22 protein-coding genes and 1 tRNA gene are annotated in these 25,255 nt (G+C 42.1%); 15 read left to right on the top strand and 8 right to left on the bottom strand.

The window, feature by feature from the left end; all coding sequences use genetic code 11:
• Positions 1-50 precede the first annotated feature (50 nt).
• The 3 genes from J0L60_16150 to J0L60_16140 form a co-directional block, all read right to left on the bottom strand.
• Positions 51-971 (bottom strand): patatin-like phospholipase family protein, encoded by a 921-nt coding sequence (locus J0L60_16150; protein ID MBN8547662.1) that lies wholly within the window; start codon positions 969-971, stop codon positions 51-53.
• Between the two features lie 120 nt (positions 972-1,091).
• Complete coding sequence (locus J0L60_16145) at positions 1,092-1,340, bottom strand: TIGR03643 family protein (GenBank protein MBN8547661.1); 249 nt, start codon at positions 1,338-1,340, stop codon at positions 1,092-1,094.
• Entirely contained in the window at positions 1,337-1,969 is a 633-nt protein-coding gene (locus J0L60_16140) for a flavin reductase (protein MBN8547660.1), read from the bottom strand. Before J0L60_16140 ends, J0L60_16145 begins: the two co-directional genes overlap by 4 nt.
• Positions 1,970-2,165: 196 nt before the next feature.
• On the opposite strand from J0L60_16140, the gene J0L60_16135 reads away from it, so the two are divergent.
• Together J0L60_16135 and J0L60_16130 are read left to right on the top strand one after the other, a co-directional pair.
• Positions 2,166-2,474 (top strand): hypothetical protein, encoded by a 309-nt coding sequence (locus J0L60_16135; GenBank protein ID MBN8547659.1) that lies wholly within the window; start codon positions 2,166-2,168, stop codon positions 2,472-2,474.
• A gap of 136 nt (positions 2,475-2,610) precedes the next feature.
• Positions 2,611-3,261, top strand: coding sequence for a VTT domain-containing protein (locus tag J0L60_16130; GenBank protein MBN8547658.1), 651 nt, complete (start codon positions 2,611-2,613; stop codon positions 3,259-3,261).
• A 53-nt stretch (positions 3,262-3,314) separates the two neighbouring features.
• Here J0L60_16130 and secF read toward each other — a convergent pair whose 3' ends face one another.
• Together secF and secD are read right to left on the bottom strand one after the other, a co-directional pair.
• Positions 3,315-4,457: a protein translocase subunit SecF gene (gene secF / locus J0L60_16125; GenBank protein MBN8547657.1), complete on the bottom strand. Its 1,143-nt coding sequence runs from the start codon at positions 4,455-4,457 to the stop codon at positions 3,315-3,317.
• Positions 4,458-4,489: 32 nt separating this feature from the next.
• The gene (secD, locus tag J0L60_16120) at positions 4,490-6,496 is read right to left on the bottom strand and encodes a protein translocase subunit SecD (GenBank protein ID MBN8547656.1); all 2,007 of its coding nucleotides are present in this window, start codon (positions 6,494-6,496) and stop codon (positions 4,490-4,492) included.
• Positions 6,497-6,686: 190 nt separating this feature from the next.
• Here secD and pepF point away from each other — a divergent pair, with 190 nt between their 5' ends.
• Positions 6,687-8,528, top strand: a complete 1,842-nt coding sequence (gene pepF, locus J0L60_16115) for an oligoendopeptidase F (GenBank protein ID MBN8547655.1) — start codon at positions 6,687-6,689, stop codon at positions 8,526-8,528.
• Here the strand turns inward: pepF and J0L60_16110 are convergent, their stop codons facing one another.
• A complete protein-coding gene (locus J0L60_16110) occupies positions 8,529-9,104 on the bottom strand; it encodes a hypothetical protein (protein ID MBN8547654.1) in 576 nt (191 codons plus the stop codon).
• A gap of 318 nt (positions 9,105-9,422) precedes the next feature.
• On the opposite strand from J0L60_16110, the gene J0L60_16105 reads away from it, so the two are divergent.
• The 4 genes from J0L60_16105 (at position 9,423) to J0L60_16090 (ending at position 12,261) form a co-directional block, all read left to right on the top strand.
• Positions 9,423-9,719 carry an integration host factor subunit beta gene (locus tag J0L60_16105; GenBank protein MBN8547653.1) on the top strand — a complete coding sequence of 99 codons (297 nt, stop codon included), beginning with the start codon at positions 9,423-9,425 and terminating at the stop codon, positions 9,717-9,719.
• Between the two features lie 19 nt (positions 9,720-9,738).
• Positions 9,739-10,500, top strand: coding sequence for a tetratricopeptide repeat protein (locus J0L60_16100; GenBank protein ID MBN8547652.1), 762 nt, complete (start codon positions 9,739-9,741; stop codon positions 10,498-10,500).
• Between the two features lie 143 nt (positions 10,501-10,643).
• Positions 10,644-10,716, top strand: a tRNA-Thr gene (locus J0L60_16095).
• Positions 10,717-10,866: 150 nt separating this feature from the next.
• Entirely contained in the window at positions 10,867-12,261 is a 1,395-nt protein-coding gene (locus J0L60_16090; GenBank protein MBN8547651.1) for a serine/threonine protein kinase, read from the top strand.
• Here J0L60_16090 and J0L60_16085 read toward each other — a convergent pair.
• Both J0L60_16085 and J0L60_16080 read right to left on the bottom strand, forming a co-directional pair.
• Positions 12,251-14,443: a copper-translocating P-type ATPase gene (locus tag J0L60_16085; GenBank protein ID MBN8547650.1), complete on the bottom strand. Its 2,193-nt coding sequence runs from the start codon at positions 14,441-14,443 to the stop codon at positions 12,251-12,253. The two genes, J0L60_16090 and J0L60_16085, sit on opposite strands and share 11 nt — an antisense overlap.
• 93 nt (positions 14,444-14,536) lie before the next feature.
• Positions 14,537-15,097 carry a helix-turn-helix transcriptional regulator gene (locus J0L60_16080; protein ID MBN8547649.1) on the bottom strand — a complete coding sequence of 187 codons (561 nt, stop codon included), beginning with the start codon at positions 15,095-15,097 and terminating at the stop codon, positions 14,537-14,539.
• A 142-nt stretch (positions 15,098-15,239) separates the two neighbouring features.
• Between J0L60_16080 and J0L60_16075 the strand changes: the two genes are divergently transcribed.
• The 8 genes from J0L60_16075 to J0L60_16040 all read left to right on the top strand — a co-directional run bounded on the left by J0L60_16075 (position 15,240) and on the right by J0L60_16040 (position 25,234).
• Positions 15,240-16,961, top strand: a complete 1,722-nt coding sequence (locus J0L60_16075; protein ID MBN8547648.1) for an AAA family ATPase — start codon at positions 15,240-15,242, stop codon at positions 16,959-16,961.
• A gap of 236 nt (positions 16,962-17,197) precedes the next feature.
• Complete coding sequence (locus tag J0L60_16070; GenBank protein ID MBN8547647.1) at positions 17,198-19,183, top strand: 4Fe-4S dicluster domain-containing protein; 1,986 nt, start codon at positions 17,198-17,200, stop codon at positions 19,181-19,183.
• 9 nt (positions 19,184-19,192) lie between these two features.
• Positions 19,193-19,600, top strand: coding sequence for a response regulator transcription factor (locus J0L60_16065; GenBank protein MBN8547646.1), 408 nt, complete (start codon positions 19,193-19,195; stop codon positions 19,598-19,600).
• 15 nt (positions 19,601-19,615) lie between these two features.
• Positions 19,616-21,112, top strand: a complete 1,497-nt coding sequence (locus tag J0L60_16060) for a response regulator (GenBank protein ID MBN8547645.1) — start codon at positions 19,616-19,618, stop codon at positions 21,110-21,112.
• A 166-nt stretch (positions 21,113-21,278) separates the two neighbouring features.
• Positions 21,279-21,650 (top strand): response regulator, encoded by a 372-nt coding sequence (locus J0L60_16055; GenBank protein ID MBN8547644.1) that lies wholly within the window; start codon positions 21,279-21,281, stop codon positions 21,648-21,650.
• A gap of 11 nt (positions 21,651-21,661) precedes the next feature.
• On the top strand, positions 21,662-22,135 hold the full coding sequence (locus tag J0L60_16050) for an NAD(P)H-dependent oxidoreductase subunit E (protein MBN8547643.1): 474 nt from the start codon (positions 21,662-21,664) through the stop codon (positions 22,133-22,135).
• A gap of 13 nt (positions 22,136-22,148) precedes the next feature.
• Positions 22,149-23,360, top strand: a complete 1,212-nt coding sequence (locus J0L60_16045) for an iron hydrogenase (GenBank protein ID MBN8547642.1) — start codon at positions 22,149-22,151, stop codon at positions 23,358-23,360.
• A complete protein-coding gene (locus J0L60_16040; GenBank protein MBN8547641.1) occupies positions 23,357-25,234 on the top strand; it encodes an iron hydrogenase small subunit in 1,878 nt (625 codons plus the stop codon). The genes J0L60_16045 and J0L60_16040 overlap by 4 nt, the downstream gene beginning before the upstream one ends.
• The last annotated feature ends 21 nt before the right edge of the window (positions 25,235-25,255 follow it).

Genomic DNA, 25,255 nt, shown 5'->3' with positions numbered 1-25,255 from the left:
AAATTATCAATATATAAGTTGAAAAATTAACATTCTGAATTTTGAAATTTTTATCTGCCCTCATCAAGTTTTTCCATGGTGGAGATGTAGCCAATCTCGATGAGTTCTTTTACTTTGGTGAAGTCCAGTAGGGAAAAGTCACGCGTGTCAGGGGTGATAAGGATATCCGGTTTTGCGACCATCATGTTCAGGCGACTGATCTGATCCTGGACAATGAAGAAGGACTGGGCCATTACATTCCACATGGTTGGATCGGGTTCTTTCTCCTCATTTTTACGTCCAAGCTTTTCGAAAGGTTTTTTGAGCAATTCCTGAATCTTCTCATTAATGGAGAGAGCGGCAACCCTGGGGTCGAGTGCCACAGGTTGTTGAATCTGCTCTGACTGGGCGATTACGGGGGATGTGCCGGTGATACTCACAGCGATGATTTTATCGATTTTTTTGTTTCGAAGTATGTCGACGGGAACCGGATTAACGAGGGCGCCATCCGCAAGTCTTCTGCCGTTTATGCTCGCCGGAACAAACATCACAGGGATGGAAACACTTGCCCTTATTGCAGTCTTCAGATCACCTGAATCGAGAATGACAGGTTCACCCGTATTTATATCAGTGGCTACAGCAGAGAAGGGAATTTTAAGATCGTTGAAATTTTTGTCTCCAAAAATAGAGAGGATAAATTCCTCGAGAAAAGTTGATTTAACGAGAGAGGCACGGGAAAAGGAAGGAAAGAACATTTTCGCCATCAGTTTCCAATCGTTTTGAGTAGCGATATCTTCCAGTTGTTTGACTGTCATTCCGGCAGCGTAAGCTCCTCCGATAAGTGCCCCCATACTGCAACCTGAAATGTAGTCAAGCTTTATGTTTTTCTCTTCGAGAGCTTTAAGTACACCGATATGTGCGATTCCTCTAGCAGCACCACTTCCGAGAGCAAGTCCGGTTGTCTTTTTTCTAAAAATATTGAGAAATTTCATGGAAGGAATCCTGTTTGAACAAACTGTCGGGAACTGAACGAATTACAGGGACAAATATATTCAAAACAGGTTAAAAACCTTCACATCGGGAATAAACACGATGGAAAGCTGTCGCAGATTCTACTGATTGTGGCTTTTAAATCTCTGAACGCTTTTTGATCTTAGCTTTAAGTGCTTCGTCTTTCTTCCGCTTACCCTCTCGCGCCACATCCTGAAACTCGAAGGTTTCATTTCCCGTCTCATAATGGCTCTGACATCGTTTTCTTTCAACCCGAATTGTGATTCGATGGCTTCGAAGGGTGTTCTGTCTTCCCACGCCATTTCAATTATTCTGGAGATTTCAGGGTGTGAAATTTCTTCTGTTTTCATTGAATCTCCTCGGGTGCTTTTCCTGGTTTGGCATATGAGAGGCGTGAGAGACGGGAAGTTGTGTGGTAACTGTCAAGTCCCGAAATTGCAACAGCACCTTCTTTTTCCAAATCAATAAATCCGTCCGGAAGAATCAATTCATCCGGAATAAACGCTTCGACAATTTCGCCAACAATAAAAATTGTGTTGTTTGCTTTGATTTCATGCATTTCGACAAATCTCATTCCTAATTTGACAGGGGATTCTGCAACATAAGGTGCAGGTACCGTCTGAGAAAACCAGGGAGTCAGACCGGCAGCCTCAAACTCGGAGACTCCTTTTGGATATCTCGCAGAAGTCTGATGAGCAGCTTTACAGAATTCCTTCGAGACATGGTTGATTGTGTAGAATCCAGTCGATATGATATTGTCATATGAATCTCTGACGACAGTAACGGGTCTCATAACAAGACCGATCAGGGGAGGATTTGCACCCACATGGACGACTGAGCTGAAAATGGAGAGATTATTGTTTCCCTTCCCGTCGACAGTGCCAATTAGATTTGCACTCTTAAAGCCTGTAACTGAATTTATGAGGTTCGTACGATACTGTTTTTCAAGTATGGCAAACGATTCTTTGTTGAATTCCATTTTGGTAAACCGGGTTGTTGAAGATTTTATACTCATTTAACCTGATTTCGCTGAAATAAATTCAATAGTAGAAGGAAATATTTTTTCGCCGGAGGTATAGGAAATTTCAAAAAAGAGTTTAGTTTTCAACTGTGAATTTCTGCTGACTTTGAATCACAGTAAACCATCGTGAAATCCAACAGGACCGGAGGTTGTCATGTTAAAAGACAAAGTAGAGTTACACTCAAGAGGCATCGATCACGCTGTTGTGGTCAGAACAATATTTCTTCCAAATGGTAAGATGGAACATGACTTTTATCTGTTTACAGGAATTGCCGGCAAGGGAGAATTTGATGACATTCATTATACAGGTGAAGGTCATTTGAATATAGAGCTGCATGATGCAGTTACCGGAATTGTGGTTGGGAATTTCTTCTATCCAAATGATCTTATTGCCGACCGGTACGATCTGAAAAAAGAGGAATGGGATTCAGCCTATGAAGAAAGAATGAAGAGCAGGATCTGATGGATTTGGGTTCAAAAAATTAATCTTTTCTAACAGATTAAAGTTCGTAAATTTAGCAGTTAGTTTAAATCGATTTTAGAGTATGATATCTCGAAAGGGATATACCGGTACTCAATGACCTGTAGAAAGTTAATTAATGGAATTTCTTGGCAATGTGTGGGAGATAGTAAATCATCTGGATGGCTATCTCAGTGTAATAATCTCCGAATACGGCAATATAACATACCTTTTTCTTTTCGTTTTAATTCTGTTGGAGACGAATTTTGTTCTTACACCACTGTTGCCCGGTGTTACCATTCTTTTTGCTGCCGGCACAATAGCCGCCGCCGGTCAGTTGAACCCCTATGCTCTTTATCTGCTCTTTACAATGGCGGTGTTTATTGGAGATATCTTCAATTATGGAATAGGCAGACGGCTTGGAGAAAGGGCATATAAAATGAATAACAGGTTCATACGACCTTCATATTTGATTGCCACGGAAGGATTTTTCAAGAAACACGGTAAAACCACCATGTTCCTCGCCCGTTATTTTCCGATGGTTCGAACCTTCGCTCCATTTGTTGCCGGTATCGTGAAGATGAAATTTTCAACATTTATCGTCACAAGTCTTCTTTCGGCTGCGATTTACATTCTGATTTATGTAGGCGCTGGTTATTTCTTCGGGCATATCCCGTTTGTCCAGAAAAATCTTACTCTCACACTTTTCATTGTTGCTTTTGCTTCATTGATACCAATGGGTTATAAAGCTCTCCACAACTGGCTGATCCACAGAAAACATTTAAAATAAAAAAGGCTGCGAACTTTTGAGCCCGCAGCCTGAAACACAGTAACTTCCAAATATTAGAAGTCAATCTTCATTTTGTATTTCTTTGAATAATCGAGAGCAAGGGCACTTGCCACGAATATTGAAGAATAAGTACCAACGATAATACCGAAGAAGAGAGTGAATGCAAAGGCTCTCAACACTTCACCACCAACCAAAAGAAGAACCAAAACACCCATAAGGGTCGTTCCACCGGTAAGGATGGTTCTGCTCATGGTTTTGTTCACAGCTTCATTCATCAATGCTTCTAGGTTGCCACCTTTATGAATTTTCATTGTTTCTCTCACCCTGTCGAACACAATAACAGTATCATTGATTGAGTAACCAATGAGTGTCAGGAATGCAGCAACAATGGTAAGGTCGATTTCCAGATTGAGTCCCGGAATCACTCCATAAAAGAGAGAGAAGAGGCCAATAGTGAGCAACACATCATGGAAAAGCGCGACAACCGCAGTGGAAGCAAAGAGGAATTTGAATCTGAATGCGAGATAGATGAGGATACCGAGCAATGAAAGAATAACTGCAATAATTGCATCTCTTTTCAATTCGTTTCCGACTTTAGGACCAATTCTGTCTTCTCTAAGCACTTTGAAGTTGTTTCCCGTAAGTTTTTCTTTCAGGCTCTCTTTGATAACATCAGAGACACCAACTCTTACGATAACTTCAGAATTGTTTGCCTCAAAAGAGACCCGTGAAGCCTGGAAACCCTGGTCGAAAAGCAACTGACTTACTTTTGTCGCGGTATCGGGTCCGGCAAACTTGTAGGTAAATGAACCTTTAGCTGGATCTTCGGTCTTTTCCAATTTGATTCCGGGATACGCTTTGGCAATATTGCCTTCAATAACTCCGAGCAGTTTAGGTTTAATCGCTGCAGGAATATCCTGAACTTCAGTTCTGATGAGGGCACCAGTTTCTGCACCGAAGGTTTTAACTTCGATGTTCCCAAGTCCAGAGTTCTCGAGATAACCTCTAACCTTGGTAATATCGATAACCTTTTCGAACTCCAGCACTACTTCAGTACCACCTTTAAAGTCGATACCAAACTGCAATCCTCTGGCAAAAATACTTATTAGACCGAGGACAAAAATTGTGGTAGAGAGGATATAAAAATATTTCCTCTTGCCCATAAAATCAACATTTAGATTATGAAAAATTCGCATTATTTATTTAGCTCCTTAAAAACCTTTTAAGATTAACCGATCGAAACAGGGTGACCCTTGTCGGTGAAATATTCGAAAATAACCTTCGCAATAACGAGGGCACCAAACAGAGAGGTAAGAATACCAATCATAAGAGTCAGTGCGAAACCCTGTACAGGACCTGTACCAAACTGGTAGAGGATTATACTGGTGATGAGAGTAGTTATGTTTGAATCCCAAATGGCAGCACCTGCTTTGGCGAATCCGCCTTCAACAGCAGCTTTCATGGTTTTACCCAGAGCCATTTCTTCTCTTATCCTCTCATAAATCAGTACATTTGAATCCACTGCCATACCGATGGTCAGCACGATACCTGCGATACCGGGGAGGGTAAGTGTTGCTCCGAAAGCAGCAAGAGTACCGATGATAAGGAGTATCACAAAGATAAGCGCAAAAGAAGCAATTCCACCGGCACCTCTGTAATAAATAATCATGAATCCTGCAACAAGAGCGAAGCCCAAAACAACAGAAAGAAGGCCGGCGGAGACGGAATCTTCACCGAGTGATGGTCCTACTGTTCTTTCTTCAATAATGTCAACAGGAGCAGCGAATGCACCGGCATTAAGGATGTTTGCAAGCAGTTTGGCTTCATTAAGATCTTTCATACCGTCTATCTGGCTTCTGCCGCCGGTAATTTTGTTTTTGATAACAGGAGCCGAGTAAACGACACCATCGAGCACGATTGCACATCTTTTGTCAACATTGGCACCTGTGATGCGAGCCCACTCAACAGAACCCTCTGAGTTCATTGTCATGGAAACAACAGCACCGGCAGCGCCTCCGGGATCGGGTGTGCCGACAGCTTCTGTAATAACACCACCTGTAAGTTCAGGTTTTTTGTTCACACAGAAGAGGGTGTAAATTTTTTCTCCCTTGTCAGACAGGAAGGTATGGTTTGAAAAGACGAACTCGTCATTTTCGCCCATAATTGCCTGAGCTATCTGAGAATTCAGGAGTCTCTGCAATTTATCCTTGTTTGAAGCGGGAACATAGATTTCACCAGTTTGTTCACTTGGCGAAATGAGAGCAAAAATTGGATTCTCTTTGGCAAGCTGTTCAGGAGATTTTTTTCCTGTGTCAGTTTTGGCAGTTTTGTTCGTATCAGTTTTTTTGCCGGAGTCAACTTTAGCAACAGCAGTCGAATCAGTTTTGGTCTCAGCTTTTTTATCAGTTTTTGCTACAGCAGTAGTATCGGTTTTTTTAGTGGAATCAACTTTATCAGTCTTTTCCTCTTCAACTTTGCCGCCTGCGAGAGAATTGTTAATTCTTGTAATCAGGTTAAAGGCATACTGAGGTTCTCTGACCATTTTGAATTCGAGAAGTGCGGTACTCTGAATAAGCTGTCTTGCTTCTTCTTCATTGGAGATACCGGGAAGCTCTACAACAATACGGTTCTGGCCTTGTTTTTGAATAACAGGTTCCGAAACTCCATACTGGTCAATACGGTTTCTCAAGATCTGTTCGGCTCTTGTAACCGCATCAGTTGCCTGGTCTTTAAGCTGTGATGAAATTTTGGCATCATCCTGATCGATATTGCCGAAATATCTGCTTAAGCGGATGTTTTTTTCCTGCAGTTTCCTGACCACAATGTCAACGACAGATTCATCGTTTGCGTTAGCTTCTTTGGAAGCTTCATCAAGGAGCTTCACAAATACCGGATCGGGGTCCTGGGCGAGCTTTTGCAGAAGCTGTGCAGTGTTCACTTCAAGAACGACACGCATTCCACCCTGAAGATCGAGACCGAGCTTAACTCTTTTGGCTCTAACTTTGGCATAATCCTCATCGACAGTTTTGAGGCTGTCTTCAAAGTTCTTCAGAAGATAAGAGAGGCTTTCCTTTTTCATCCCCGGGTAGGTCTTGTTCAAAAATTTCTCGTGAGCGGAAACTTTTTCTCTTATCTCTGCCGTTTTAAGGTAGTCCTGGTATGTGGGATATAAGAAGTATATCGCCAGAGCTACTAACGCAACAGTGATCAGAATCCTGTATAGGTACTTTTCCATAAATTTAACTTAACTCGACTATTTAATATGAAAAAAAATTCAGACAAGCAATTTACCTCTAACTCCTTAAAAAATCAACTAATTTGCGAGTGCACTACTCATATAATTTAAAAAAAAGATCAGAATTGTTAATTTTGTGTTAAAATTTGATAAAAATAAATTTGCGACCAACAAAACCGGATGAAAAAAGATGAAATTTGACGAGAGATTTGAGAGAATATTTTTGGCAACCGAGGGAGGATCACTCCCCGAAAGAGATGAGATAGACGAGAATTACAAGTGGGATGTGTCGCACATTTATCAAAACGATGAGGAATGGGAAGCGGAATTTGCAAAAATCCAGTCGATGATCGACGGGTATGACAAGTTCCGAGGATCCATTTCAAAGGACGCGACTGCTCTGGCTGAATGCATAAAATTTGACGAACTCGTTTCGATGACCGTTGAAAAACTCCATCTATTCGTGATGCTGAAAAAGGACAGCGACTTGCGGGTAAATAAATATCAGGGACTTAATGACAGAATAAGAAACCTATACACAATCGCCGGGTCGAAGGCATCATTCATCCTGCCGGAACTTAATGTTACGCCTGATTCAGTGATCGAAGAAGCCATTTCCAAATTTGGACTTGAAGGTTATGAACACTTTTTTGATGATTTGAAGAGAAGACGGGCTCACACCCTTTCAGAAAAAGAGGAAATGTTGCTTGCTCTCTCTTCAAGCGTAACCGGTGGGGCTTACGAGATTTTCTCGATATTTTCTGATGCTGATCTGAAATTCCCGACTGTTACCGGAGAGTCGGGTGAAGAACAGGAGATGTCGCACGGTCGTTTTTATGCCGCACTTTATTCAAAGGATTCAGCTTACCGGGAAAGGGCTTACAAAGCATTCTATTCTCCCTTTAAAGATTATGCGAATACTTTTTCAGTTATTTTCAACAATAATCTAAAAGGCAAGATTTTCAACGCTCGCGCAAGGAATTTCGGAAGTTCACTCGAAGCTGCACTTCACACCAACAACATCCCTGTATCTGTTTATGACAATTTGATAGAGACAGTCAGCCAGAATCTGGCACCAATGCACAGATGGGCTGAAATAAAGAGGAGGATGCTAAAGCAGGATAAAATTCACCCTTATGACTCATATGTAACCATTTTTGATTCGAGTGAAGTAAAAAAATATAGTTGGGAAGAAGCCCGAAAACTCGTGGTTGATTCACTTCAAATAATGGGAAGCGAGTATCTTGAAGCAATCAACAGGGCATTCGACAACCGTTGGATTGATGTTTATGAGACAGCCGGAAAGAGGTCAGGTGCTTATTCGTCAGGATGTACTTACGGTACCCATCCGTATGTTTTGATGAATTTTACGGGCAATCTAAATGATGTGTTCACACTTGCGCACGAGATGGGGCATAACATGCACTCATGGTTTACAGGTGAGACACAGCCTCCGGTATATGCAGACTACTCAATATTTCTCGCAGAAGTGGCAAGTACATTCAATGAATCTCTTCTCCTTGAGCATCTCATTAAGACAAGTGAAAGTAAATCTCAAAAACTCTCATTGATGGAAAAATTCCTGAACAGTGTTACAGCCACTTTCTACAGGCAGACAATGTTTGCTGAATTTGAGAAGATTGCCTACGCAAGAGTCGAAAATGGTGAAGCACTTACGGCGACAGAGCTTAAAGAATTGTACAAATCGCTTTACAGCAAATATTGGGGTGAAGCGATGCATGTGGATGAGGAAGAGGAGTACACCTGGGCACGAATCCCTCACTTTTACTACAATTTTTATGTTTACCAGTATGCTACCGGCATGGCAGCATCGGAAGCACTGGTTAGTCTGGTCAAGAAAGAAGGGCAGCCGGCAGTCGACCGTTATCTGAATTTCCTGAGGTCCGGAAAATCGAAATATTCAATAGAAATTTTGAGTGATGCGGGAGTGGATATGAGAAAACCGGATGCCGTAACTGCAATAATCAGCAGGATGAACAACATCATCGATGAAATGGAGACGCTGCTCTGATTATTTGAAGTTAATATTCACTTTGCCGGGGGGTGTTCTCTGCGTCTGCGGATTCTGTCCGGCAGTCGTGAAGAGAGACTGGCTTCTCATAGTAGCCTGAGTAGTCGATGGTTTTTCCGTTGGGGTGTACGAAATGGTACCCGTGCTGATCCCGCGGAAATTTGCCTGCTGATTGTTTACAACCTGAAACACATTTCTTTTTGGGATGCTCTGCTGCACAATATTCATATTAACGCGGCTTTGGGCTCGTGATCGCCGGGCTTCATCATTTCTTCTCAGTGGGGGATTTGGAGCTTTCAGTCTTTCGACATTTTCCACCGGAAGTTGCTCCTCTTTTTGTTTTGGAGCTTCTTTCTCTTTTGAAGGGATCCGTGCTTTTTTTACTTGTGGCTGATTTGGGTTTTTTTGCATCGCAAGCTGTGCGGCGTATAATTCGGGACCCGTCTTAGGAGGCTTTTTCCCCGTGATGAGAGCTTTCAGTTTGGCATAACCAAACGACAGGAGAATAAAAACAGTTATCACTATCGTAAAGATAATTACAACTTGTTTTACTAAAGGAATTATGCCGGTATCCATCTGTACGCTTTTACGCTTTCTACAATCTGCAAATTCAACAATTAAGATCGGAAAAATTTGTCAAATCCCGGGGAGATTTTATTAACCTCCCTCTAATCGAAGGACTCAACTGTTCTGTCATTTGATTTGGACATCAAAATAAATTCAAAGTTGATACTAAATGTAATAAAAAATTCATTTTCTAACGCAGACCTTTGGACGGGTAAATAAAAATATCGGTTCAAATAGTGTTAAGTTTCGGTAAAGTTTGCATTTTTCTTAAAATGGTTATAAATTGGAGGTTCGATTTGAAAAATTTTATATCCGGAGAACTGAATAATGACTAAAGCCGATCTGGTAGATATTGTAGCAGAAGGTACAGGGCTGACCAAACTTGAGACCGAAGCTGTTGTTGAGGGTTTTTTTAAGAGTGTTATAGAAGCCTTGAGCGCAGGTAAAGGAATTGAAATAAGAGGCTTTGGTACCTTCAAAGTGAAGAAAAAAGCGGCCAGATACGCACGAAATCCTAAAAATGGTGACAAGGTTTTTGTCCCTGAACATTTTATCCCTGTATTTAAGTTCTCGAAGGACTTTAAAAATCAGGTTGACAACGGATTGAAAAAAGAGAGTAAATAAGAACTAAACAAGATTGCAAATGGCAGAAAACAAAGATCAAATAAAATGTCCCGTCTGCGGAACGGTTAATCCGGGTTCAGCCACTTACTGTAACGATTGTGGCGCTTTGCTGAATCCGGAAAAGAAAAAGATGGCTCAGAAGAATCAAAAAGAACAGGGTGCTTCCAAAGGGAAGAACGCCGGCAAAGGTACTTCGTCGTCCGAGACAAAAACTGCAGGCATTGTTCTTGGAATTCTGCTTTTGGCAGGCATGTTCATTCTTATCGGTTCGGGAGTTTTTGAATCTCCAAAAGCTGTCGATCCGCACGCAGGCCATAATCATCCTCCCGGTGAGGGACATGATCAGCCTGCAAATCCAATCGGGAAAAATCCTGCGCTGGACCCTCAGATTATGAATCTGGAGAAACAACTTGCTGAATCACCCGACAATCTTGATGTGATGCTTAACCTTGCACACTCATATTTTGATTCGGGTATGTTTGAAAAGGCCGTGCCGCTTTACAAAAAATATTTGGAGAAAAAACCAAACATTCCTGATGTAATTGTTGATCTCGGAGTCTGCTATTTCAATATGCAGGATCTCAAGCAGGCAGAGGAAAGTTTCAAAAAAGCTTTGACAATAGATCCGAAGCATCAGATTGCACATCTTAACATGGGTGTAGTCAGCCTCTCGAACAACAATAAAGATGAAGCCACTAAATGGCTCACCAAAACAATAGAACTTGACCCTAATTCAAATCCTGCAAAGCAGGCTCAAAGTATTCTTGAAAAAAACAAATAACCTAATCTAACGGAGATTTAGATGCCCTGTGGAAAAAAACGCAAAAGACATAAAATGTCTACGCACAAGCGCAAAAAAAGATTGAGAAAAAACAGACATAAAAAAAGAGTAAGATAGTCCTCTTTTCAATCTTGTTATAAGAAGCCACCTTAGCTCAGCTGGTAGAGCAAATCATTCGTAATGATTAGGTCGCCGGTTCGAATCCGGCAGGTGGCTCCGTGTATTTTAAAATGCAGTAATCTGATAATGCAATAATTCAGTAATCCAATAATGCAGTAATGTGAGTTTTTGGGTATTTTTGGGTTGTGTATCAGGGAAGTTTTGCCGGATGTACTGATTAAATAAAATTTAAATCGGATTGAAGATATGGTTAACACGATTCTTTTTGGGCAATACGAAATTGAATCCACCATCGGAGCAGGTGGTATGGCTGTGGTTTACAAAGCACGACACCTCACTCTCGGTCAGTATTTTGCCATAAAGAAGCTTTCCGATTCACTCTCACAGAATTCTGATGCCCGTGAAAGGTTTATCAGAGAAGCAAAAACCCACTCGAAACTTGACCATCCCAACATCGTAAAATTCCACGACATCCTCAAAGACCCGACCTCTCAAAATGTTTTTATCGTAATGGAGTATGTCGAGGGTAGAACCCTTTCACAAATGATAGGCAGGGAAACGGGTCCAATTCCGTTCGACAGAGCGTATCCCATTTTCAAGCAGGTGCTTGACGGCATAGGCTATGCCCATTCGCAGGGAGTGGTTCACCGGGACATAAAACCCAGTAACATCATCATTACAGCTTCAGGCACTGTAAAAATCCTCGATTTTGGTATCGCAAGGGATGAAACAGGGCAGACACTTACTCAGTCAGGTACAGTTATCGGCACACTTCAGTATGCAAGTCCCGAGCAGATAAAAGGGGAGAGGGTGGACCAAAGATCTGATATTTACAGCCTCGGGATGACCCTCTACGAAATGCTCTCCGGGCGTCTCCCCCTGGAAATAAACACGAGTACAAGTTCCTATCATGTAATGCAGAGAGTGCTGAATGAACCGGTTCCCGACCCCCGCTCGTTCTATCCACACATCGAGGAAAGAATTGTGTCGGCAATTTTTATGGCAATAGAAAAGGATCATGGTAAAAGGATTGCTTCAGTAGCTGATTTTGAAGCTGTTCTTGAAGGAAAAAAAGGGGTTTCGGCGATACCCGTTCAAACCGGAATTCAGGACGATGCTCTCGAAAAAGCATATCGTGATTTAACAATGATACAGAGAACCAAAAAAAACTTTATAGTTTTTAAGAAAGATGATGGCACCATCGATATCAGAAATGGAGCAGATGGTTATCAATGGATTAGGATATTATTTATTTTCCTGATTTGCTTCTTTGGTCTCCTGCTGTTTGGGTCGATCGGAGCTTGCTCATCTTCATCGAGGAGTGAAAAATCGAACAGTATAATTGGTGTATTATTTATCGCGGGGTTGTTTGGGTCATGTTTATGGGGATATTTTTCTCTAAAATTTCAACAGATGTATGTCACACTCACCCGGGATGAAATTAAATTTCAAGACTCTAAAACAATAAAGAGTGTTGGAATAAAATACACGAACATCTTTGGAGTTTTTTACAACTCCGGCAAAAGAAGCATTTTGATTCAAGGAAGGGGGATGAGTACACAACTCTTTCGAAACTCAAAAAAGTCGGTACTACAGCCCCTCTCGATGATCCTTCGCGAGGTATGGTCAGCTAAGAAATAGATTTGAGTTTTAGTCTTAGACTGTTACTGACAACGCTCACACTGCTCAATGCCATGGCTGCCCCTGCGATCATTGGATCGAGGAGAAAACCGTTGATAGGGTAAAGCAACCCTGCTGCTATCGGAATTCCGATAACATTATAGATAAATGCCCAAAATAGATTTTGACGGATAGTATTTACTGTAGCATTCGAGAGCTTAATCGCCTTCAATATTTTTGACAGATCAGAGGATACAATTGTCATTTTCGCAACATCCATGGCAATGTCGCTTCCAGTACCCATAGCGATGCTTAAATCTGCTTGAGCGAGAGCGCCACTGTCGTTGATTCCGTCACCGGCCATACCGACTGTTTTGCCTTCTCGCTGAAGTGATTTAATAAAATCAATCTTGTCAGAGGGCAGCACTTCTGCTTCAAAGTGATCAATTCCTGCTTTTTTCGCAACTTCTGCAGCAGTGGCACGGTTGTCACCTGTCAGCATGTAAACTTCAATTCCCGACTCTTTGAGTGCTTTGATAGCAGCGGCAGATTCAGATTTGATTTTGTCTGTGATGGCTACAATTCCAAGGACTTCGCTTCTGTTCGCAAAGAAGATGACCGTCATGCCTTCCAGCATCCATTTTTCATGCGTTGAGACCATTTCTTCAGAGATTCTGATCTTTTCATTTTCGATCAACCTCTTGTTGCCGACATAATAAACCTCATTTTCCACTTCAGCCTGCACACCAAGTCCCGTCATGCTTTTGAAATTTTTCACTTCAATCGGGGAAGTGTTTCCGATATAGTTAACAACTGCATCAGCCAGCGGGTGCTCTGATCTGCTTTCGATCGATGCCAGTATGGCTTTTGATTGTTTCGTTTCATCCGGAAAAAATATGGAGTGAACTGTTGGTTTTCCCTCGGTGATTGTACCCGTTTTGTCAAAAACTATTGCATCCACTTTTTTGGCGATTTCGAGACTTTCCGCATCTTTAATCAATATTCCGTTCTCGGCACCCTTGCCAATTCCAACCATAATGGCGGTTGGAGTTGCCAGACCGAGGGCACACGGGCACGCAATCACAAGCACGGTAACCATCGCTATCAAGCCGTGTGTAATCTCCGACTCTCCACCAATAATTACCCAGACGAGGAGGCTTAAAATCGCGATTACGATAACGACAGGAACGAAAAGGGCTGCGATTTTATCCACAAGTTGCTGTACGGGTGCCCGGCTGCCTTGTGCATCCTGAACCATCTTGATGATATGGGCAAGAAGTGTATCGCTGCCAACTTTTTCAGCTTTGAATAAAAAGCTTCCTTTTTGGTTTATGGTACCCGCAAAAACTTTCGAACCTTCAGACTTTTCAACGGGGATGGGCTCACCACTGATCATGCTTTCATCGACGAAAGATTCTCCCGAAGTAACGGTACCATCTACTGCCACTTTTTCACCCGGTTTTACAACAATTGTATCGCCAACCATAACATTTGATATCGGAACCACTTTGCTTATTCCATCGAACATCACAGTCACTGAGTTTGGTTGAAGTCCTATCAGTTTTTTAAGGGCAGAAGAAGTACTTCCTTTCGCCCGGTCCTCGAGCATTTTACCGAGCAGGATAAAGGCTATTACAACCGATGCCGCTTCATAATAGACATGAGGGTGAACTCCCTTCTCACTCAAATACTCCGGAAAGAGTGTATTGAATACCGAAAAGACATATGCGACGCCGGTGCTTAGCGCGACCAGGGTATCCATGTTTGCGGTTTTGTTTTGCAACTGTTTCCATGCACCCGTGAAAAATCTTCTCCCGAACCACACGACAACAGGAGTTGAAAGTGCCCACGAAATGTAGTTTGCATAAGGCATGTGCATGAAAAACATCCCGATTATCACAACGGGGAGGGATAAAATTACTGCACCAATCGTCGTGTACTTTAATTCATCCGATTTCTTTTTATTGATGTCATCTATATCTGAATTGTCGCTGTCCAGTACAAGGTCATACCCATATTTTTGGACGGCAGTTTTCAGTTGTCCCGGGGAAACTATTTTGGGATCAAATTCTGCGACAAGTGTTGAGTTTGCATAATTTACCATCGCGGAGACGACCCCGGGTTGTTTTTCAATTGTCTTTTGCACTCTGGCTGCACATGAGGCGCATGTCATGTTTAGGACCGGATAAGTTTGCTTTGTCATTGTTTTAATTCCTTTTAATTACAAAGCAAAATTACGATTGGAGTCTTGGCGATTCATTACATTTTGAGGGAAATGATTTATATATAAATGGATTTAAAGATGATCCAGGTGTTTTCTTGAGCCAAGGCCCTGAACCTTGAACTGTGTGGGAGTGAATCCTGTAATTTTTTTGAATTGTCCCGAAAGATGGGCGACACTGCTGTATCCCAGTTTGTCGGCAATCTCACCAAGGCTATATTCATCATAAACGAGGAGTTCCTTAACCTTTTCAATCTTTTGCAGGATCACAAATTGCTCTATTGTGATACCCTCGGTTTCCGAGAACAGTTTACTCAGACTCGAGTATTCCCGGTGCAATTCCTTTGACAACACATCGGTAAAATTGAATTTTTCCTCTTCTTTGTGGTGGACATGGTTTATAATCAGAGTTTTTATTTTTTCAATCTGCTGTTTCCTAAGGTCATCGAGCAATTCGAAACCTGCTTCGGAAAGTTTTTCGCGCAATTGGGTGATTTGGTCGTCATTCAGAGGCTTTTCTGTCACCACTTCCCCAAGTCTTACCAATATGGGGGTGACGCCAGTTTCGTTAAAAATTGACTCGACAGCAGTGATACATCGTCGGCAGACCATATTTTTGATTGTGTAAGTGTTCATTTGCAGATCAAGTTAAATTGTGATTGTCAAATACGGAAAGTTAAACTAAAATATCTGAATAATATTGATTAAAACAAAGAAAGAAATGATAAAATTGGTTTCTTATATTTAGATAAAAGATTTTAGAAGTTTTGGTACCAAAATGAACAAGCGAAAAAAAATCCCTTACGGAATAGCTGATTTTAGAACCCTGATTCAATCCGACTGCTATTATGTGGACAGAACTCAGTTTATTAAGAAGCTCGAAGAATGCAGTAACTACCTGTTTTTTCTCCGCCCTCGTCGTTTTGGTAAGTCTCTCACGATTTCGATGCTCGAATATTATTACGGCCTTCAATTCAAAGATGAATTTGATTCACTCTTCTTAAATTTATATATCGGACAAAAAGAGCACACCACTCCGAATAAAAACAATTATTATGTATTAAGATTCGATTTCACAGGAATAAATACATCCAACCTTGATGATATTATGGATGGATTTAATAAAAAGATTCAAAATGCTTTGAGTATGTTCAATAGTAAGTATGAACTGCTTGATGAAATGAAGTATGCTGAGGTTATGGAAAATACATATCCATCTGACACGCTTGGGGATTATCTTTCAGAAATTAGTGAAAGACTTGAAAATAAAATCATGGTCTTAATTGATGAGTATGATCATTTTACAAACGAAATACTCTCATTCCATTTCGATACATTTTCAGACATTGTCTCAAAAAACGGATTTGTTAGAAAATTTTACGAGACAATAAAGTATTTTACAGGGAAGGGCATAATCGAAAGATTTTTTGCAACAGGGGTAACACCCGTGACACTCGATTCGATGACAAGTGGCTTTAATATTGGCACAAATATTTCCACTCATGAGTCGTTCAACGAAATGGCGGGATTTACCACAGCGGAAGTTGAAAAGATGATTTATGACCTTCTGCCTGGTATTCAAAAGGAGGCTGCAGAAAAGATTCTTGAAGATGTTGCCGCCTGGTATAATGGCAGTTTGTTCTCCCCTGAAGCAAATACAAGACTTTATAATCCGGCGATGTTACTAAGATTTTTCTCGGAGATAAATCAGGTTACGCTGAAATATCCCCGCGAAATGGTGGACAGTAATATTGTGACAGATTTCTCGAAGATCAAAAAGATTGTGGCTCTCGAGAACTACGAAGCAAATGTCGAGGTGATTGATACTATTTTGAAGACAGGTTATTACCCTTCCAATCTAACTCAAATTTTCACATTTGAGCGCAAATTTACCGTTCAGGATTTTATCACTTTGCTCTATTATAACGGTTTATTGACAATTAAGGGCGGGAGGGATTTCGATCTGTTGTTTGAGATTCCAAATTATGTAATTAAGGAAGTGTTTTGGGATTTTTTCGCGAATGAAATGAGTGAAAAAAATCAGATAGAACCCGATATTGAAGACCTGAAAAATGCTGCAAGAGCGATGGGAAACTCAAATGATGTTCAGCCGGTGATCAGGATAGTTGAGTCCATTTTACAAAATCTCTCCAATCGCGATTTTATGAATTTTGATGAGAAATATGTAAAACTGCTTTTTATCGTATATATTTCGCTCACAAAATCATTCAAAATTAAGAGTGAACAGGAAGTAAACCTTAACTACCCCGACCTTTTGTTTTTGAATTCACAAATCTACAGCCCTGCATTCCAGCACCTTTTTGAGATAAAGTACATTAAAAAAGGAGATGCTTCAACCCTTGAAGATGTGAAAACTGCCGCTATAAAACAGGTGGAAAGATACAAGCAACTGCCTGAGATAAAAGAAATCACCAATCTCAAATTTTGGGTGATAATTTTCACAGGAAGCAGTTGTTCCGTGGCATTGGAGGTGATTTAAATTATCAAGTAGTAAACCTTCTCCCGGCCCAACGAAATCCCTGCTATTTCACGAAATCGATTCAATATTGTAAATCGTTTTTCATCCCGTTTCCAAAAATTAAGACAAAATTTTATCGTTTGTGAGAAATTGAATTTTCGCTCATTAACAGATTCTTGCTTTAAGCATCAAAATTGACTCATTAAGTTTGGCATCAAATATGCATGCTTAAAAGAGATTATTGCGGAAGTTTAAGAATGTCCGGTGTAATATTTACCGTACCTGACAGATGTAAAAGGTGTTACTCGTGTATTAGAGAGTGTCCGGCGAAAGCGATCAGGGTAGTGAACGGACAGGCTCTTATAATACAGGATCGTTGCATTACCTGTGGCAACTGTGTGGTGGTATGCTCTCAGCACGCCAAATGCATCATCAGCAACATCGAAGAAACATACAGTGAAGTGCTATCAGATATTCAGTCTGAACGCATTGCCATTGTAGCCCCATCCTTCGCGGCATCCTTCCCCAATGATTACGAAAAAATACCCGCAGCTCTGAAGCGACTTGGATTTGACACAGTCGTTGAGACAGCATTTGGTGCCGATCTGGTAGGAAGCGACTATATTGATGCAGTAATGAATGCGGAAGTAAAGCCGGTGATTAGTACAGCCTGTCCCGCTGTCTTCAACTACATTCAAAAATACTATCCTGAGCTGGTTCAAAACCTTGCGGGAATAGTGTCGCCCATGATAGCACTCGGCAGGTATCTTAAAAAGGAGAAAGGGGAGAATACAAAAATTGTTTTTATCGGGCCGTGTGTCGCGAAAAAAGATGAATTCACAGACGACCCGGTGGAAAATGTTATCGATACCGTACTGACCTTTAGTGAGCTGAAGCAGATGTTTTTGAGGGAAAATATAGTTTTCTCCGATTTGGAAACAATACCATTCGATCCGCCGAGAGCGGCGCTGGGAAAGGCATTTCCTCTTGCAGGAGGGCTTTTGAAATCGACAGACCTTCCCGGGGATGTACTTGATGATGAGATCGTGGTAGTGGAGGGGAGAAAAAAAGTGATCGAAATTATTGACGAGATTGCAGCGAAGAATATCAATGCAAGGTTCGTTGACATCCTTTTCTGCGAAGGCTGCATTTCGGGACCTGCAATCGACAGTGATTTGAACTACTATTCCAAGCGGGAGAAGGTAATCGAGTTCATAAAGAAAGATATGAAGCAGGTGGATAAAAAGGTGTGGAAAAGCAATATTTTCAACAGCAGGGATATCGACTTCGGCAGGAATTTTGTCAAAACAAGTCAGAGAAGACCCGAACCTGATGAAGAGAAAATTAATGAAATTCTCTCCACATTTGGAATAAACCGGAAGAGGGATGAATTAAATTGTGGTGCATGCGGGTATAATACCTGCAGGGATTTTGCGATAGCGATTGCCAAAGGACTCAGCGAAAAAGAGATGTGTCTGCCACACCTCCTTGATGAGATACGGGATGCATATGACAACCTGCATGAGACCGAAGCCGCACTTCATTCAGCGGAAAAACTCGCATCAATCGGACAACTGGCTGCCGGGGTGGCTCATGAGATCAACAATCCACTGGGGACAATTATGGTTTATGCCGGATTGTTGAAGAAACTTTGTGAGAAGCATAAAATAGAAGCGGATATTACCGGGGACCTCGAAATGATCATGGGTGAGGCAAACAGATGTAAAAATATTGTTGCCAATCTTCTAAATTTTGCAAGGCAAGGCAAGCTAAATGTCTCAACTTTCGATATATTTGCAGAGATAAAGAATCTTGTTAAAAAATTATCGGTGACCGGGAAGCTGGATGGGATTGAAGTTAAAGCGGAGCTTCCTTTGGCTGCAATGGTAATACAGGGAGACAAGGATCAGATAGAGCAGGTGTTAACCAATCTCCTGATTAATGCAACTGACGCACTAAGAAATGCTCCTGTAAAAAAGATCAATATCAGATTTGAGGATTTGGGTGAGAGCATCAAACTGTTTGTTGCTGACACCGGAGAAGGAATAAAAAAAGAGAATCACAGCAAACTGTTTACTCCTTTTTTCACTACTAAGGAAGCCGGTAAAGGGACCGGACTCGGGTTGGCGATCGCCTATGGTATCATGAAAATGCACAAAGGTGATATCAACTTTACGAGTGAAGAGGGGAAAGGAACCGAATTTCATATTCGACTCCCGAAAAAACAGTACTTAAACATATGAAGGTATAAAATGGACTACGAAAAAAAAATATTACTGGTTGATGACGATATAGACATACTTGAGCAAAACAGGCTTCTTTTTGAGGCTGAAGGATTTACTGTTGAAACAGCCGAAACAAGTAACGACGGTTACGAAAAGTTCCTGACATTCAAACCGGCTTGTGCGGTCATCGATTTGATGATGGAAGAATATGATTCAGGTTTTATCCTGGCTCACAAGATCAAGAGGCATCCACATGGTAAAAAGATGCCTGTTTACATCGTAACGGCAGTTGCAAACCAGACAGGGATGCAATTCGATTCAATGACTCAGGAAGAGCAGGAGTGGATCAACGCAGACGACATCCTAAACAAACCGGTCGTTCTCGAAGATATCTTAAGCAGGATATCCGATTTTTACGAAAAACAAGCAGGTTAATCCGGAGATAACAGGGTGGAAGATTCAGACAGCCCTGCCAGGATACTCTTGGTTGACGACGAAGATTACCTTCGTAATGGCGTAAAAAGGATACTTCAAATCGAAGGATTTGAAGTGGACACTGCAGAGAATGGCGTTGAAGGAATTAAAAAAGGGACGGAGGGCGATTTCGATATCGCTCTCCTCGACCTTAAAATGCCCGATGTCAGCGGAATAGATGTATTGCGTGAAATTCGTCTGGCAAGACCCAACACCATCTGTTTCATGGCAACTGCCTACGCAAGTTATGAAACTGCAGTCGAAGCCACAAAACTTGGAGCAGAAGGTTACATATTAAAGCCTTTCACCCCGGATGAACTGATACACAACATCGAAAAAGGGATGCAGAAACGAAGGCTTATACTTGAAGCTGAAAGACTGCGTCGTGACCGTGAAGCCCGCCTTTTAGAGCTTGCTTTCGAGAGAAGCAGGCTTAATACCATAATTAATCTTCTTGCTGACGGTGTACTGGTAATGAACCAGTTCGGTGAAATGGTTTATTATAACCCTGCTGCTTTGAGATTACTCGATCTGGATGAGATACTTCTGGCAGAACGGATACTTGAAGTATTACCGGAGGAAGTACGGGAAATCGCCACAAGAATGATCAACCGGGAAGTCTTTGAAGATGTAAGTGAATCGGTCCAGTTGAAACTGTCAACTCAACCGGAAATGTTCGTCGAAGTTTCCTGTTCACCAATTCCCGACAATGAAAAGAAAAAGACGGCGGGAATTGTAGTTGTAGCAAAGAACATCACTCAGTTTAAGCAGATAGAAAACCTCAAATCGCAATTCGTTTCGATGGTATCTCATGAGCTCAAAGCTCCCGTTGCGGCTACCATCGGCTTCCTCGACATTCTAAGCAATCCAAAAATGAAAATCACTGACGAGCAACGACAGGACTTCCTGAACAGGAGTACAAGCCGTCTTCGCAGTCTTTTGACGATGGTGAACGATCTTCTTGATATTTCCCGGATTGAGCTGAACACGGTGAAGAGGGAGATTATCAAAATAGATCTGGACGCTCTTCTCACAGATACCATTCAGATGATGGAGTTTGAGGCGAAGAAAAAGAATGTGACGATCAATTACACAAAAGGAGACACTTCATATGCCATTGAAGCTGACCGCCTTGAAATTGAGAGAGTGATAACCAACCTGACAAGCAATGCGATCAAGTATAACAAGGAAAATGGTCAGGTCTTCGTCTCCCTTCAAAAGAGGGGAGCATACATTGTTTTGGAGATAAGAGACACGGGTATTGGCCTGAAACCTGAGGAGAAGAGCAGGCTTTTTTCAGATTTCTTCAGAGCGAAAAACGAATTTACAAAATCAATTCATGGTACAGGTCTCGGGCTTTCCATCGTGAAGAAAACGATCGATTACTATTCAGGTAAAATCGAGACGGAGAGTGAGTACGAGAAGGGGAGCACCTTCAGGATTTTCCTTCCTGAAAAGGTTGTGAATAAATAAATTTCAATAAAGTCGGGCGTGCCACCGGGGCACAGATCATAACTGCGGAACTATTATTCTTTGATTCAGACAGTTCCAGTCGGGAGAAGTCTCCCGTGACTTGTCGGAAATTCCGACCGGAACATATATAACAAAACAAAGCAACAAATTAATGCAAAGGACTGATATGTCTCTCATAGCAATAATTGATGACGACCCGGATATTATAGATGCCACTACCCTGGTTCTGATGGCCAACGGTTTCGAAGTGATAACCGCAAACAATCCCACCGATGGATTTAAAATAGTGAAGGAAAATTCTCCTTCCCTCATCATTCTTGATGTAATGATGCAGGAGCCTGATGACGGATTTTTCCTCGCCCAGAAATTCCGCCGGGAAGGTGTAAAAACCCCTATTTTGATGTACACATCTGTATCCAAAGCACTCGGATTTGAGTTTGGAAAAAGCGACATGGTTCCTGTTGACGATTTCGTTGAAAAACCTGTTTCAGCCGATGTGCTAATCGATAAAGTTCTCAAACTCTTAAACAGGAAATAAGAGGTGATGAGATGCTAGAATTAGAGAAAAACAGTTTGACTCAGGAAATTGAGGATTTCGCAAAGCAGTATGAATTCCATCGTACTGCTCTTATGCCACTCCTCAATTACATCCAGAACAGATATAATTACATCCCCGATTTTGCGCAACAGGAAGTGGCACGGGTGCTGGATATCCATCCCGTGGAAGTTTTTGGCGTGGTTTCGTTCTACTCATTTTTCAATTGCAAACCTAAAGGCAGAAACATTGTTCGCTTGTGCCGTACCATTATTTGCGATATGGCTGGCAAATGCAACATCGAGAAAGCAATCGAGAGAGAGCTCGGATTAAAGTTTGGCGAGACCAGCAAAGACCAGAAAATCACACTCGAATTTACCAATTGTCTCGGTATGTGTGATCAAGGACCTGCCATGATTGTAAATGACAGGGTTTACACTAAACTTGATCCTGAAAAAGCATGTGCCATTTTAAGAGAGATCAAGTGAGGAGGATGATAAAATGCATAACGACATAGTAAATACAATACATACTTCCAGTCTCCTTTTTTCGGATTACATCGCCGGATCATCAGTAAAAAAAGCCCTTGAAATGAGCCGGGAGGATATCCTGTTTGAGCTTAAGACTTCCAGACTGAAGGGAAGAGGCGGAGCCGGATTCCCCACTTCAACAAAATGGATGCTTGTGGCAGCGGCTAAAGGCGAGGATAAATTCATCGTTTGCAACGCAGATGAAGGAGAGCCCGGTACATTCAAAGACCGCGTGCTCCTTATGAATTCCCCCTTCCTTATCCTCGACGGAATGGTAATTGGAGGATATACTGTCGGAGCTGTTCAGGGATATATTTATCTTAGAGGTGAATACATCTACATGAAACAGTTCCTCGAGGATTGCCTGACTGAAATGCGCGAAAACAACCTGCTCGGAGAGAATATTCTTGGAAAAGAAGGTTTCAACTTTGATATCGCAATTGTAATGGGAGCAGGAGCATATGTTTGCGGTGAGGAAACCGCTTTGATAGAGTCCCTCGAAGGTCAGAGAGGTGAACCGAGAAACCGCCCTCCATATCCTGTAAATACAGGCTTTTGCGGTGCTCCCACAACCGTGAACAATGTAGAGACACTCGCCGCTGTGCCACATATCGTGCTCCAGGGTGGTGAAAAATATGCTGAGCTGGGTACTTCGGCATCGTCCGGTTCCAAGCTGTTTTCCGTTTCAGGCGACTGTGAGAAACCCGGAGTTTACGAACTCAACTGGGGAATCAGCATAAATGAGCTGCTTGAAAAAGTCGGTGCAAAAAACACCAAGGCTGTTCAGGTAGGCGGAGCATCGGGAGTTTGCATTCCAAAATCAAAATTTGACAGAAAACTTTCCTATGAAGATGCTGCCACAGGTGGTTCGATAATGATATTCAACGAAAGCCGTGACATGCTTTATGTTCTGAAAAACTTCATGGAATTTTTTGTTGAAGAATCGTGCGGACAGTGCACCCCATGCAGACTCGGGAACCAGAAACTGCTGGAAGGTGTGGAGATGATCGAGAGAAATGAGTATACATTTGCCCATATCAACAACCTGAAGGACCTCGGGCAGACGATGCGAGTTGCTTCAAAATGTGGTCTGGGACAAAGCAGCCCCAATCCGTTTCTTTCAATTCTGGAAGACTTCAAAGACGAGATATTTCATTCCAAAGGAGAAGGAGTTTACCAATGAAACACTTAAAGACATCCCGTGCTCCGATGAGTCATAAGACATTTGTTCCGAAAGCACCGGAAAATACCGAGACCATTGGTGGCACCGTATCTGTACAAATAAACAGTAAAACGATGAATGTTCCTTTTGGGACGACCATTCTCGAAGCCTGTCAAATGGCTGACATTCATATCCCGACCTTGTGTAATCATGATGATCTCGGAATTGGTGGTCATTGCCGTTTGTGTCTGGTGGATGTGGAGGGAATGAGGACATTACAGGCATCGTGTTCATACCCCATTACGGCTCCGCTTAAAGTTAAGACATCAACCATTGCTGTCAGAAAAGCAAGAAAACACATAATGGAATTGCTGCTCAGTGAGCATGTGGGTGAATGTTACGCGTGTGTAAAGAATGGCAACTGCGAACTTCAAACTCTTGCCAAAGAGATGGGAGTGGACAGCTTTACTTTTGGACATGAAACAGTCAGCAAATTTGATGTCGACAGATCGTCATTTTCCGTTGTCAGGGATATGGACAAATGTGTTAACTGCCGCCGTTGTGTAAGAACCTGTATCGATTTACAGGAGGTGGGTACTCTCGATGTTATTGGAAGAGGTCCACACACTCACATTTCCACTTTTATGGAAAAACCGCTTGCTGATGTTGTTTGTATAAATTGCGGGCAGTGCATCAACAGATGTCCTACCGGAGCATTATATGCAAATGATCCTTCAGACGAAATATTCAGAGCAATCGAGGATCCTACGAAACATGTGGTTATTCAAACCGCTCCATCTCCTCGTGCTGCCATTGGTGAGGAATTCGGGTTGGAACCCGGCACTTCGGTAACCAAGCAGTTGAATACAGCATTGAAGCGCGTTGGATTCGACAAAGTGTTTGACACCAACTTTACAGCCGATTTAACGATCATGGAAGAGGGGACAGAGCTCCTTACCAGACTTAAAAAAGCAATAGTTGATGGTGATACGGATGTCAAACTGCCTCAGTTCACTTCATGTTCTCCCGGCTGGGTAAAGTATATCGAGCATTTCTATCCTGAATATCTCGATCACCTTTCATCGGCTAAATCGCCTCAACAGATGTTTGGTGCCATCATCAAAACATTTTATGCCGAACAGGCCGGAGTGGATCCTGCAGATGTTGTCAGTGTTGCTCTGATGCCATGCTCCGCAAAGAAGTTTGAATGCAACCGTCCCGAGATGAATGCATCAGGTTACAAAGATGTGGATTATGGACTTACAGCCCGTGAAATGGCCAAGATGATAAAGGAAGCAGGAATGATGGTTCCGTCACTTCCCAAATCAGAATTCGATGACCCGTTCGGAATCGGATCGGGAGCAGGACTCATCTTCGGTGCTACCGGTGGTGTTATGGAAGCAGCACTTCGTACCGCTTATGAACTTATCACAGGCAGAGAAGTACCGTTCGACAAGCTTCGTATAGAAGCCGTCAGAGGCTTTGAAGGCATCAAGCAATCATCCGTGGTGCTTGAAGGTTGTGTGCCCGACTGGGCTTTCCTCGAAGGCGTCGAGCTTAAGTTCCTCGTTGCACACGGTACTGCCAATGCCAAAAAGGTGATGGAAATGCTGAAAGCCGGAGAACTTTACGATGTACATTTCATCGAAATCATGGCATGTCCGGGTGGCTGTCTTGGTGGTGGTGGAATGCCCGTACCTACCAATGAAAAGATTCGTAAGGCACGCGCCAAGGCTATCTATCAGGAAGAGGAAGAACTTCCAATAAGGAAATCTCACGAGAATACACATGTGGCAGAGTTCTATGCCAGGTTCATTCCCGAGGGTCCTTGCAGTCACAAGTCGCATGAATTGTTGCATACTCATTATACAAAGCGCGGCAAATTCATCGTGTAATTGATTAATTACTTATTTTGA

The organism is Ignavibacteria bacterium, assembly GCA_017302895.1.
Taxonomy (GTDB): Bacteria; Bacteroidota; Ignavibacteria; order Ignavibacteriales; family Ignavibacteriaceae; genus UTCHB3.
The sequence above is the reverse complement of the archived record's forward strand: the minus strand, read 5'-3'. Positions and strand labels throughout refer to the sequence as shown.